The following is a 12,937-nucleotide window of genomic DNA, read 5'->3' on the forward strand; positions in this document are numbered from 1 at the left end:
CCCTTTCTCCCTAATTTCGTCGGGACACACAGTATGGCGACCCCAGAGTTCGACCTGAACGATATCAAGCGCCGGATGCAGGGCGCCGTGAGCGCATTGTCGAAGGATCTCGGCTCCCTGCGCACCGGACGAGCCACTCCGAGCATCCTCGATCCGATCAACGTCGATGCCTACGGGTCGTCGATGCCGATGGCCCAGGTCGCCACGGTGAGCGTGCCCGAACCGCGCCTCCTGTCGATCTCGGTCTGGGACCGGAGCATGGTCGCCGCCGTGGAAAAGGCCATCCGCGAATCCGATCTCGGGCTGAATCCCCAGACCGAAGGCCAGACCATCCGCCTGCGCGTGCCGGAGATGAACGAGCAGCGGCGCAAGGAAATGGTCAAGGTCGCCCATAAATACACCGAGGAGGCCCGTGTCGCGGTCCGCCACGTCCGCCGCGATGCGCTCGACCATCTCAAGAAGCTCGAGAAGGACAGCGCCATCAGCGAGGACGACGAGAAGCGTCAGGCCACCGAGGTGCAGAAGGTGACCGACCAGCACATCGCCGAGATCGACGGCGTTCTCGCCTCGAAGGAAAAGGAAATCATGCAGGTCTAGGTTTCGGACAGGTATGGAATCGACGGAATCAGGGACGGGGAGAAGCGCGTTGGGTCGCTCAGAGGGCGCGCGTCAGATCGAGGTATCTGCGGCCGGGGATAGGGATGCGGCCGCTGCCACGGTCGGCCTCGCCTCGCGCGATGCCGCGCCGTCGGGGTCCGGCCCGTCACCCGTCACCCGTCCGGCGGCGCCCGCCCATGTGGCCATCATCATGGATGGTAACGGCCGCTGGGCTGCGCGCCGCGGTCTGCCGCGCGTCGAGGGGCATCGCCGGGGCGTCGAGGCCGTCCGCCGCGCAGTCCGTTCCGCGATCGAACTCGGCGTCTCCTATCTGACGATCTACAGCTTCTCCTCCGAGAACTGGCGCCGGCCGCCGGCCGAGATCGCCGATCTCATGGGCCTGCTGAAGCTTTTCGTGCGGCGCGACCTCGCCGAGCTTCACGGCAACAACGTCCGCGTCAGGATCATCGGTGCCCGGGAGGGCCTGAGCGCCGATATCGCCGCGCTCCTCGACGAAGCCGAGGCGCGGACACGCGGCAATACCGGGCTCACCCTGGTGATCGCCTTCAATTACGGTGGGCGGCAGGAAATCCTGCGGGCGGTGCGGACCCTGGCCCAGGCCGTGGCCGACGGGCGGATGAGCCCCGCCGAGATCGGCCTCGAAGCCATCAGCCAGGCCCTCGACACCACCGGCATCCCCGATCCCGACCTCGTCATCCGGACATCCGGCGAGCAGCGCCTGTCGAACTTTCTCACATGGCAGACGGCCTATGCCGAATACGTGATCGTGCCGGAATTCTGGCCGGATTTCGATCACGCCTGCTTCCATGCGGCCATCGACGAGTATCATCGTCGCGACCGCCGCTTCGGCGGCCTCAGCGGCAAGGCCGGGTGATGGTCTCGCCCGGCGACGCGGCGTCCGCGCCGAGGCGTGGCCCCCTCGGCGGCCGCGAGTTTCAGCTTCGTACCGCATCGGCCATCGTGCTGGCGACCATCGTGCTCACCACGCTGTTCCTCGGCGGGTGGGCCTTCGCCGCCATCTGGCTCATCGCCGGCATCGTCTTCGCGGGCGAATGGATCACGATCAGCCGGATCGCGCCGCTCAGGCCCGCCGTGGCGATCACGGGCCTGGGGCTGGCCGGCCTCGCGCTCTGCCTGCGCCTCGATGCATCGCTATCGATCTGGCTCGCGCTCGCCATCGTCACCCTCGTGGCACTCGTCGTCACCGTGCGGGATTCGGGCGGGCGGGGCCGCATCGTCATCGGTTTCCTCAGCGCCGCCGTTCTGGCCCTGGTTCCCCCGGCTTTGCGCGACGATCCCGCCATCGGTATCTTCGGGCCCGCCTGGATGTTCGCCGTGGTCTGGTCCACCGACATCGTCGCCTACATCACCGGCCGGACGTTCGGCGGGCCGAAGCTGATGCCGTCGGTGAGCCCCAAGAAGACGTGGTCGGGCTCCCTCGGCGGCCTCGCGGCGGGTATCGCTGCCGGCACCCTGCTGGTGATGGCCGCCCGCTCGCAGGGGTGGAGCACCCTCGCCGACGGCAACCTCGCCGTGGTCGCGCTCACCAGTGCCGTCGCCTCCATCCTGAGCCAGGCCGGCGATCTCGCCGAATCAGGCCTGAAGCGGCATTACGGCGTGAAGGATTCGGGCCGTTCGATCCCGGGCCATGGCGGTGTCATGGATCGCCTCGACGGCTTCTTCGCCGTGGCCGTCCTCGCCGGCCTCTATCTCATCGCCCACCACTTAGGCGTGGTCTGAAGGAATCGATCCGTTGACCCATACCGTCACCATTCTCGGCGCCACCGGGTCAATCGGTCGTTCCACAACGGACCTGCTGGCCCAGCACCCAGAGCGGTTCCGGATCGGCGCCCTCGTCGGCGGTCGCGACGCCGCGGCGCTGGCCAAGCTCGCCCGCGAGATCGGGGCCGACTTTGCGGCTTTGGCCGATGAGAGCCAGGGGCCGGCCCTGCGCGAGGCGCTCTCCGGCACCGGCATCGCCAACGGGGCGGGGGAGGGCGCCGTCCTCGAAGCCGTGGCCCGTGACGCGGACATCGTCGTGGCGGCGGTGAGCGGCGCGGCAGGCTTGCGCCCGACCCATGCCGCCCTGCGCCTCGGCCGCACGGTGGCGCTGGCCAACAAGGAGAGCCTCGTCTGCGCCGGCGACGCTTTCATGCGCGACGCCGCGCGGTTCAAGGCGACGCTGCTGCCCGTCGATTCCGAGCACAATGCCCTGGCCCAGGCTCTCGGCGATGGCCGGGTCTCGGACGTGACCAAGATGACGATCACCGCCTCCGGCGGCCCGTTTCGCACCTGGACGCGGGAGCGCATCGCGGCGGCTTCGCCGACGGAAGCGGCGGCTCATCCGACCTGGTCGATGGGGATGAAGATCAACATCGATTCGGCGTCGCTCATGAACAAGGGCCTCGAGCTCATCGAGGCGCATCACCTGTTCGCCATCGAGGCCGAGCGCCTCGACGTGATCGTGCATCCGCAATCCATCGTGCACGGCCTCATCACCTGGCGCGACGGCGCCGTGACGGCGGGTCTCGCCATGCCGGACATGCGTGTCCCTATCGCCCATTGCCTCGGCCTCGGCGACCGCCTGACCATCGAGCGGGGACGCTCCCTCGACCTCGCCTCTGTCGGCAGCCTCACCTTCGAGGCGGCGGACGAGGCACGCTTCCCCTGCCTGCGCATCGCCCGCGCCGCGCTCGCGGAGGGCGGGGCCGCGCCGACGGTAATGAACGCCGCCAACGAGATCGCGGTGGCCGCCTTCATCCGCGGCGAGATCGGCTTCTACGGCATCGCCGAGCTGGTTGAGCGGGCGTGCGAGCATTTCGCGCCCGAGTATCGCAGCGCGCCGGCGGACGTGGACGAGGCACTGGCCATCGACGCCCATGTCCGCTCGTGGAGCGCCAAGGCGCTGCCGTCTGCCGCCTGAGCCTCCGGCATAACAGGGCGAAGCGCGGTTTCGCCGTCATCGGCCAGAGAATGGCGAGCATGGCGGCGAAGGCGAGGATACTACCAACGTAGGAAGTCGACGTGATCCATCGGTGTCAGCGCTCGTCGGCCAACGCACAGGCCACGAGGGCCAGCATCGCCCCGGGCAGGGTCTTGAGATAGGCGCCGAGGGGATCGAGCCAGAGGCCGGCGGCGATGGCCGAGCCGAAGAAAAGATAGATCCCCGTCATCGCCGCCATGCCGAGGGCGGCGAGCGGCATGGTGCGCCTCACCAGGATCGCCGCCCCCAGCGCCACATCGACGAGGATGCCGGCGAGCACCGTGACCCGCGCGGTCGCTGCATCGATGCCGTGCGCGGTCATGGCCGCCATGGCAGCGTCGAGATGCGTCAGGGCGATCAGCCCCGAGAGTAGCCAGAACAGTGAGAGCGTGGCCAGGATTGCCGGCTTCAGGAGCCACAACCGCCCGAACCAGCGCTCCTGCACACCGGACGGCATCCGCCGAAGGCTTTCCGACAGGGAGGAAAGGGGGGAACCGGCGACACGCTTCCAGGCGGATGGGTCGCCGCCGATGCCGGCCTCGATCTGGCGCAGAGCCGTGGTGCGGATGGGAGTTCGCCAGCCGAGGCGGCCCACGAGATCGCCCACCCGGAAGCCGACGCTCAGAAGCCAGGACGGGACCGGCAGCGCGAGCCGGGCCGGAGGGTGCCCGAGCCAGGCGCGGTAGGCCGCGACGATGTCCGGCAGGGTGCGGCCGTGCTCCTCGACGAGGTCGTAGCGCGCCCGCATGGCGATCCCTCCCTCCACCGCGAGAAGGACCGCCCCCGCCACGTCATCCACATGGACGGTCTGGATCGGACGGAGGGAGCGCATCCCCAGGAAGGCCACCGGAAGCGATCCCAATCCGCGGATCAGGCCGGTGGCGCCGTAGGAAACCGGCGCGAGAACGAGGCCGGGCCTCAGGATCACCCAGTCGAGACCGAGGGCGGCCAGGGCAGCGTCGGCCTCGGCCTTGCTGCGCAGGAATTCGGTGGGGGCGTCGTGCGAGGCTCCCACCGCTGAGACCTGGACGACGCGCAGGACGCCCACCGTCCGGCAACATGCGAACAGGGCGCGCATGGCAACCTCCTGCACGGCGCGGACATCATCGTGCGGGCCGTCGTGCAGGGCGCCCGAGCAATTCACCACGGCATCGAATCCGGTCAGGACCGTGGTCCAATTCTCCGGTGCGACGAGTCTAGCAATATCGCGTTCGATCCAGTCGGCATCGGGATGACGCCATCGCGCCGCCGAGACGTTCCGCCCCAGGCCCGTCACCGCATGCCCGGCGGCGAGGCAGCGGGAGACCACCGCCGAGCCGATGAGGCCGTAGCCTCCCAGAACCAGGATTCGCATCTCTCGGTGACCTGCCGCTCCGGTCGCGTCTCGAGTCACCCTTGCCCAGTTTGCCTGAATCGACCGTAACCGTTCGCGAGGCGCCGCCTCCTCAGTCCTCGGGCCCGTAGGCCGCGAAGAACACGCGGATGGCTTCGCTCACGCGGGGACCGATCTCGGCTTCCGTCACCGGACTACCCGCCGCGAAGAGCAGGCGCGTCAGCAGCCCGGCCTGGCACAGGTGCAGGAAATGCTTGGCCGCGAGTTCGGTATCCGCGCGGCGCATGCGGCCCGTAGCGACCTGACGGTCGAGATAGGCGGCGAGCCTCGCGACTCCCTGCGCCGGGCCGGCCTCGTAGAAGGCCTGTCCGAATCGGGGAAACTTCTCCGTGGCTCCGATCACCATGCGGATGATCGCCACGTGGTCCGGACGGATCATGTGGACGAGGTAGGTCCGGCCCAGCCGGGTGAGGACCCCGCGCACGTCGGGATCGTCGGCATCGAGCTGGAACAGGGCTTCGGCGAGGCCGCGCTTCTCTTCCAGCGTCAGCGCCTCGAATAGCGCCTCCTTGCTGTCGAAATAGACGTAGAGCGTACCCTTCGACACGCCCGCCACCTTGGCGATCTCGCCCATGCTGGCGCCGTCGAAGCCGGCGGACATGAAGACCGAACGTGCGCCATCGAGAATCTGCCGGCGCTTATCCGTTTCCGCCGTCTGCCGCGTGCCCGTCCTGTCGAGCGCCGGAGGATCCGCTCCGCCTGCTGCCATTGTTTCCTCCGATTGACCGAACCGTTCAGTCATTCTACCTAGAAGCAATCGACGGCCTCGGTCAATTCGAGACCGAAGTTGACCGAACGGTTCGGTCAATTTTCATCTTTCGGGACGGGATCATGTCTCTGCACGACGATGACCGGCACGACGACGTGCCCTCGGGTGCCGTCCATTCCGACGATGCCGAGCCGCTGGCGGCATCGCCGGCGATCCCCGTCGTGGCCGGACCAACGGTGGCGCCACCAGCCGCAGCGGTCGCGCCGCGTCCGAAACGGCGTCCGCTGCGCAAGGCCGTTCTGGCAAGCCTCGTCGTCCTCGGCCTCGCCGGCGGCGGCTACCAGGGCTACGAATGGTGGAATGTGGGCCGCTTCTTCGTCTCTACCGACGACGCCTATGTCCAGGCCGACATCTCGATCCTCGCCGCCAAGGTTCCGGGCTATCTCGCTGCCGTGCCGGTGATGAACGGACAGGCGGTGAAGAAGGGCGATGTGATCGCCCGCCTCGACGACGGCGATTATCGCCTCGCCGCCCAAGCGGCGCACGACAAGCTCCTGACGCAGCAGGCGACCATTGCCCGCATTGGCCGGCAGGTGGAGGCTGCGCAGGCTCAGATCCTCCAGAGTGCCGCGCAGATCGATGCAGCCAAGGCCGACTCCATTCGCGCTGCCGCCGATTACGCCCGCCAGCAGCAGCTGGAAAAGGTCGATTTCGTCGCTAAGTCGCGCATCGAGCAGGCTTTGGCCGACCGCAACCGCACCGAGGCCACGGTGAAGGGCGCCGAGGCGAACCTCGCCATGATGAAGGCCAATGTCGAGGTTCTGCGGGCTCAGGGCCGGGAGGCGGAAGGGCTCGCGGCCGAGCTGAAGACCGCCGAGGAGAGAGCCGCACGCGACCTCGCCTTCACGGTGATTCAGGCTCCCTTCGACGGCGTCGTCGGCAACAAGGCGGTGGAGGCGGGCGCCTATGTTGCGCCGGGCTCGCGCATCGCCGCCCTGGTCCCCCTTGAGAGCGTCCGGATCGATGCGAATTTCAAGGAGACGCAGGTCGAGCGGATGCATCCCGGTCAGCGCGTCCACATCGTGGTGGACGCCTATCCCGGCCAGGACATCGTCGGGGAGGTCGAGTCGTTGTCACCCGCTTCGGGCTCCGTCTTCAGCCTGCTGCCGCCGGACAACGCCACCGGCAACTTCACCAAGATCGTCCAGCGCCTGCCGGTGCGCATCCATGTGCCGGCGGACGTCGCCCATGAGGGGCTCCTGCGTCCGGGCCTTTCCGTCACCGTGCGCGTCGATACCCGCGACGGAGGCGAACCCCTCCGCACGGCGTGGCGGCATTAGGGGCCGATCATGGCCGCCACCGCCACCATCGCGCCGTCACCTATCGCGCTTGCCGCCGAGCCGCCCCTCGATCGCCGCCGGATGGTGGCCTTCGTCTGCATGGTGTTCGGGATGTTCATGGCGATCCTGGACATCCAGATCGTCTCGGCGTCGCTGGCCGAGATCCAGGCCGGGCTCTCGGCCTCGGGCGACGAGATCCCCTGGGTCCAGACCAGCTACCTCATCGCCGAGGTCATCGCGATCCCGCTCTCCGGCTTCCTGTCGCGGGTGATCTCGACGCGCTGGATGTTCGTGATCTCTGCCGGCGGCTTCACCCTGATGAGCCTGATGTGCGCGACCTCGACCTCGATCAACGAGATGATCCTGTGGCGGGCACTGCAGGGCTTCATCGGCGGCGGCATGATCCCCACCGTCTTCGCCTCGGCCTTCACGATCTTCCCGCCCTCGAAGCGCTCCATCGTGTCGCCGATGATCGGCCTCGTGGCGACGCTCGCCCCCACCATCGGCCCGACGGTGGGTGGCTACCTCACGGATGCGTTCGACTGGCACTGGCTGTTCCTCATCAACGTGGTGCCGGGCATCGTCGTCACCGTCTCGACCTACCTGCTCGTCGATTTCGACGAGCCGAACCTCGACCTGTTCAAGCGCTTCGACTGGTTCGGTCTCGCCTTCATGGCCGCCTTCCTCGGCTGCCTCGAATACGTGCTCGAGGAGGGACCGAACCACGACTGGCTCCAGGACGAGGCGGTCTTCGCCTGCGCCATCATCTGCGTCGCCGGCGGTGTCGCGTTCTTCTGGCGCGCACTGACCGCGCGGGAGCCCATCGTCGACCTGCGCGCCTTCTCCGATCGCAACTTCGCGGCGGGCTGCGTCTTCAGCTTCGTCCTCGGGATCGGTCTCTACGGTCTCACCTATCTCTACCCGGTCTATCTCGGGCGCGTGCGCGGCTACTCGGCCCTGCAGATCGGCGAGACGATGTTCGTATCGGGCCTGTGCATGTTCGCCACCGCCCCCATCGCCGGGCGGTTCTCGGGCAGGATCGATCCGCGCATCCTGATGGGAATCGGCTTCACCGGTTTCGCCGCCGGTACCTGGATTGTCACCGGCCTGACCAAGGACTGGGATTTCTGGGAGCTGCTGCTGCCGCAGGTTCTGCGCGGTTGCTCGCTGATGCTGTGCATGATCCCGATCAACAACATCGCGCTAGGCACCCTACCGCCGGAGCGGATGAAGAATGCGTCCGGTCTCTACAACCTCACCCGCAATCTCGGCGGGGCGGTCGGCCTCGCCCTCATCAACACCGTGCTTAACGACCGCTGGGACCTGCATCTCGCCCGCCTGCACGAGCGCTTCACCTGGACGAACACTGCCGTACTGGAGCGGCTCGACTCGACGCGCCGCCAGTTCGACGCCCTCGGTCTCGACGGCAACGCCGTGGCCCTCAAGTCGATGATGAACACGGTGCGGATGCAGGGGCTGGTGATGAGCTTCAGCGACGTCTTCCTGGTCCTCACATTCCTGTTCCTCGCCATGGCTTGCGCCACGCCGTTGATCCGCCGGCCACGGGACACCGCGCTGGCGGGCGGCGGCCATTGAGACGACTGCACCGGCCGGGCCCTTAACCGTCCACCGAGGAAATCGGGGACGGGCGAGCCGCATGCGACGATCTCGCAGGCCTCGCCCGGTTTGCGTTCGCTCCACCGTGATCCGATCTGCTATGGACGTGTGTTGGCCCCTCGCGAGGCCCTGAGGATCGACGAATGGACTTTCTAACTTCGATGGGGGGGACGGCCTCCGGCTTCTTCGGGTCGGTGATCCCCTTCGTCATCGTGCTCAGCATCGTGGTGTTCGTCCACGAGATGGGCCATTTCCTCGTCGGCCGCTGGTGCGGGGTCGGCGTCCACGCCTTCTCCCTCGGCTTCGGCCCCGAACTCTTCGGCTTCAACGATCGTCACGGCACCCGCTGGAAAGTGTCGGCGATCCCGCTCGGCGGCTACGTCAAGTTCCACGGCGACGCCAACGGCGCGAGCGTGGCCGATCCCGCGGCCCTTGCGCGGATGACGCCTGAGGAGCGCGCCACGAGTTTCCCAGCCCAGAGCCTGGGCAAGCGCGCTGCCATCGTCGCTGCAGGACCCATCGCCAATTTTCTCCTCGCCATCGCGCTCTTTGCCGGCGCGATCTATGTTTCCGGCCGCTACGAGCTCCCGCCGCGCATCGACGGCGTGATGCCGAACAGCGCTGCCGAGCGGGCGGGCTTCCAGCCCGGTGACATTGTCACGTCCATCGACGGGACGCAGGTGACGAACTTCCTCGACATGCAGCGCACCGTCTCCGGCAGCGCCGGCGCCAGCCTCGCAGTCACCGTCGACCGCGGCGGCGAGACCAAGACTTTGACCGCGATTCCTGACGCGGTGGAGGAGCGCACGCCGTTCGGCAAGCACCGCCTCGGCCGTCTCGGCATCAAGGGACCGAACGGCGCCGACGCCCAGGTTCGGCATTACGGCCTCATTCAATCCCTCGGGCTTGGCGTGTCGGAGACCTATTTCGTCGTCGACCGGACCATGAACTACCTCGGCAAGCTGGTGACGGGGCGCGAATCCGCCGATCAGCTGTCGGGGCCCATCGGGATCGCCCGCGTTTCGGGCGAGGTCGCCAAGGTCGGCGGTGTCGGCGGGCTCATCGGCCTCGTGGCGCTCCTGTCCGTGTCGATCGGCCTGCTTAACCTTTTCCCGGTTCCCCTCCTCGATGGCGGACACCTGTTGTTCTACGCGTTCGAGGCCGTCCGCGGCCGCCCCTTGAGCGAGAAGACCCAGGAGATCGGCTTCCGGATCGGGCTCGCGCTGGTATTGTTCCTGATGCTGTTCGCCGCCTGGAACGACATCCTGAACCTCGGCGCGTCCTGGTCCGGACGGGGTTCCTGACCCGACGCCGTCGTCTTGGTGGCGGCGCAGGGCATGGCTCCCGCAAGGTTGTGGATTTCTCCATAACGCCCTGATCAGGCTCGACAATCGAAAAGCCCGCCCGGTTCCCGGGGCGGGCTTTTTGCTGCAAATTGACGATTGATTCACCTTATCGAGCGATGAACGGGAACCGTTAAGTGACCGGAAGGCCACGTCTCCCCAAAATCCCCCCTACAGCCCAGGTCCGAGCGTTTGCTTCGCTCGGGAAACTCGGTAGAAGCTGAGCTTGGGACCAGGTGACGGGACGGTCGGATAACGACCGCCTGTCTGCGGGTGCAAACCCGGACTGTTAATAAATAGAGACGGGCGATTACATGATGTCGATGACGGGGAAGCGCCGGCGGAAGTCGGCCGAACGGACCATCGTCCTAGTCGCTGCCGCGGCCGCAGGGCTGGTTCTGGGCGGCACGGCTCAGGCGCAGCAGATCGTCGTCCAGGGTAACAAGCGCGTCGATGCCGACACGATCCGGTCCTACGTGACCGGCACGGCCTCGGGATCTCCCGAAGAAGCTCGCCGCAACCTGCTGGCGAGCGGCATGTTCTCCGACGTGAAAGTCTCGCGCAGCGGCGCCGGGACGGTGGTGACGGTACGCGAGAACAACCTCATCAACCGTGTCGTGTTCGAGGGGAACAAGAAGGTCGAGAAGGGGACGCTCGAAGCCGAGGTCGAGGCCAAGGCTCGCGGCGGCTTCAGCGAAGGCATCGTCCAGGCCGATCTTCAGCGTATCCGCGAGATCTACCGCCGGGCCGGTCGCGGCACCGCCAAGGTCAGCTTCCGCACCGTCGATCTGCCCAACGGCCGCATCGACCTGATCTACGTGATCGAGGAAGGCGACAAGACCGGTATCAAGGCGATCAACTTCGTCGGCAACAGTGCCTATTCCGAAAGCAAGCTGCGCGAGCTGATGAGCTCGTCCGAGATGAACTTCCTCTCGTTCATCAAGACTTCGGACGTCTACGATCCCGACCGGATCACCAACGATCTCGACCTCGTGCGCCGCTATTACCTGAAGAACGGCTATGCCGACTTCCGGGTGGTGAATGCCGATGCGCGCTACGTCGAAGGCGAGGGCGATGCCGGCTGGGTCATTACCGTGACCGTGGACGAGGGTCAGCAATACACCGTCGGTGCGGTGGCCATCGATTCGCGTCTGCCGGGTGTCGACACCCAGATCCTCGACGGTGAGGTCCGCGCCGCCGTTGGCGACGTCTACAATGCCGAGGACGTGGAGAAGACCCTCTCCGGCGTGACCAATCAGGTCGCCCGCCAGGGCTTCCCCTTCGCCCAGGTCCGCCCGACCGGCCAGCGCGACCGCGCCACCCATACCGTGGCCCTCGGCTTCGTCGTGGAGGACGGCCCGCGCGTCTATGTCGAGCGCATCAACATCCGCGGCAACACCCGCACCCGCGACTACGTCATCCGCCGCGAGCTCGATCTCACCGAGGGCGATGCCTATAATCGCGTTCTCACAGACCGCGCCGAGCGTCGCCTGAACGGTCTCGGCTTCTTCAAGAAGGTCCGCTTCTCCAACGAGCCGGGCTCGTCGGCCGACCGCGTGATCATCAACATCGATGTCGAGGATCAGCCCACGGGTTCGTTCTCGGTGGCAGGCGGCTACTCCACCCAGGATGGCATCATCGGTGAAGTCTCGGTCTCCGAGTCGAACTTCCTCGGTCGCGGCCAGTATGTCCGCGTCGCCGGCACCGGCGGCCAGTACTCGCGCGGCGTCGACTTCTCGTTCACCGAGCCGTACTTCCTCGGCTACCGTCTCGCCGCCGGCTTCGACGCCTTCTACAAGTACAGCGACCTGACCCGCTACTCGCGCTACGAGACCACGGTCTACGGCGGTCAGATCCGCGTCGGCCTGCCGATCACGGAAGAGTTCGGCATCACCCTGCGCTACTCGCTCTACAACACCGAGCTGACGATCCCGAACAGCACGAAGCGGCCGTATAACGACTGCTCGAACCCGATCCCCGGCTTCACAACGGTGAACCCGGCGGGCACGATCGATCCCGTGTCCGGGCTCAATACGAGCGGTCTGGCGTCCTACCCGAACAATTGTGCTTACAATGGCGAAGCCTCGATTGCTCTGAAGGGTTCGACCGGCAACACGCTCACCTCGCTCGCCGGTGTGACGCTCGCCTATTCGACGCTGGACAATCTCGCCCAGCCGCGGAACGGCCTCTACGCCGAGTTGAAGCCTGAAATCGCAGGTCTCGGCGGTGACTCGAAGTTCTTCCGCGTGGCCGGCGACATGCGCTACTACAAGGAATTCTACGAGGACGTGGTCGGCTTCGCCCGCTTCCAGGGCGGCCATATCTCGCCGCTCACCGACGAGAAGCTGCGCATCACCGATCAGTACTTCCTCGGTCCGTCGCTCGTTCGCGGCTTCGCGCCCAACGGAATCGGTCCGCGCGACGTTGGCAGCGCCGATTCCCGCTCGAACGCCGTCGGCGGCACCACCTACTTCGGCGGCACGCTCGAAGTTCAGTTCCCCATCTACGGTATTCCGCGTGATCTCGGCCTGAAGGGTGCCGTCTTCGCCGATGCCGGTACGCTGTTCGGCTATAACAGCCGCACGCAGTTCAACGTGAACGGCGACTCGATCATCAATGGCATCGCCCCCGGCGGGGCCTGTGCCTACACGGCGCTCGGCGCCGGAGCGATCACGGTCGAGCCGGAATGCCTGAACGTCCGCGACAAGATGACGATCCGCTCCTCGATCGGCGCGTCCATCCTGTGGAACTCGCCGCTCGGCCCGATCCGCTTCGATTACGCCTACGCCCTGACCAAGGACGAAGGCCAGAAGATCTACAACGCCGATGGCAGCTTCCTCGGCCGCGTCGGCAAGGATCAGCTTCAGGCCTTCCGTTTCTCCGGCGGTTCGCGCTTCTGAGCCAAGACGCGCGGGCTTCCTTTCCCGAGGCCCG

The 12,937-nt window shown here is 66.9% G+C and carries 10 protein-coding genes; 8 read left to right on the plus strand and 2 right to left on the minus strand.

The window, feature by feature from the left end; genetic code table 11:
* Positions 1-33: 33 nt before the first annotated feature.
* The 4 genes from frr to dxr are packed head-to-tail and all read left to right on the plus strand — an operon-like array spanning position 34 to position 3,541.
* A complete protein-coding gene (gene frr, locus K368_RS0109355; RefSeq protein ID WP_018045031.1) occupies positions 34-597 on the plus strand; it encodes a ribosome recycling factor in 564 nt (187 codons plus the stop codon).
* Positions 598-646: 49 nt separating this feature from the next.
* Positions 647-1,492 (plus strand): isoprenyl transferase, encoded by an 846-nt coding sequence (locus K368_RS0109360; protein ID WP_027172163.1) that lies wholly within the window; start codon positions 647-649, stop codon positions 1,490-1,492.
* A complete protein-coding gene (locus tag K368_RS0109365) occupies positions 1,492-2,358 on the plus strand; it encodes a phosphatidate cytidylyltransferase (RefSeq protein WP_027172164.1) in 867 nt (288 codons plus the stop codon). The genes K368_RS0109360 and K368_RS0109365 overlap by 1 nt, the downstream gene beginning before the upstream one ends.
* A 13-nt stretch (positions 2,359-2,371) precedes the next feature.
* Complete coding sequence (gene dxr, locus K368_RS0109370) at positions 2,372-3,541, plus strand: 1-deoxy-D-xylulose-5-phosphate reductoisomerase (protein WP_027172165.1); 1,170 nt, start codon at positions 2,372-2,374, stop codon at positions 3,539-3,541.
* Between the two features lie 115 nt (positions 3,542-3,656).
* On the opposite strand, the gene K368_RS0109375 is transcribed toward dxr, so the two are convergent.
* The gene (locus tag K368_RS0109375; RefSeq protein WP_027172166.1) at positions 3,657-4,955 is read right to left on the minus strand and encodes an SDR family oxidoreductase; all 1,299 of its coding nucleotides are present in this window, start codon (positions 4,953-4,955) and stop codon (positions 3,657-3,659) included.
* A 91-nt stretch (positions 4,956-5,046) separates the two neighbouring features.
* Positions 5,047-5,703: a TetR/AcrR family transcriptional regulator gene (locus K368_RS0109380; RefSeq protein WP_027172167.1), complete on the minus strand. Its 657-nt coding sequence runs from the start codon at positions 5,701-5,703 to the stop codon at positions 5,047-5,049.
* 122 nt (positions 5,704-5,825) lie between these two features.
* Between K368_RS0109380 and K368_RS0109385 the strand changes: the two genes are divergently transcribed.
* From K368_RS0109385 to bamA, 4 genes are all read left to right on the plus strand, one after another.
* Positions 5,826-7,043, plus strand: coding sequence for an HlyD family secretion protein (locus K368_RS0109385; protein WP_027172168.1), 1,218 nt, complete (start codon positions 5,826-5,828; stop codon positions 7,041-7,043).
* A 9-nt stretch (positions 7,044-7,052) separates the two neighbouring features.
* Positions 7,053-8,639: a DHA2 family efflux MFS transporter permease subunit gene (locus tag K368_RS0109390; protein WP_027172169.1), complete on the plus strand. Its 1,587-nt coding sequence runs from the start codon at positions 7,053-7,055 to the stop codon at positions 8,637-8,639.
* A 164-nt stretch (positions 8,640-8,803) separates the two neighbouring features.
* The gene (gene rseP, locus K368_RS0109395) at positions 8,804-9,964 is read left to right on the plus strand and encodes an RIP metalloprotease RseP (RefSeq protein WP_027172170.1); all 1,161 of its coding nucleotides are present in this window, start codon (positions 8,804-8,806) and stop codon (positions 9,962-9,964) included.
* 353 nt (positions 9,965-10,317) lie between these two features.
* The gene (gene bamA, locus K368_RS0109400) at positions 10,318-12,903 is read left to right on the plus strand and encodes an outer membrane protein assembly factor BamA (protein WP_027172171.1); all 2,586 of its coding nucleotides are present in this window, start codon (positions 10,318-10,320) and stop codon (positions 12,901-12,903) included.
* The last annotated feature ends 34 nt before the right edge of the window (positions 12,904-12,937 follow it).

Origin of the sequence: Methylobacterium sp. 10, from assembly GCF_000519085.1 — a bacterium.
GTDB lineage: Bacteria > Pseudomonadota > Alphaproteobacteria > Rhizobiales > Beijerinckiaceae > Methylobacterium.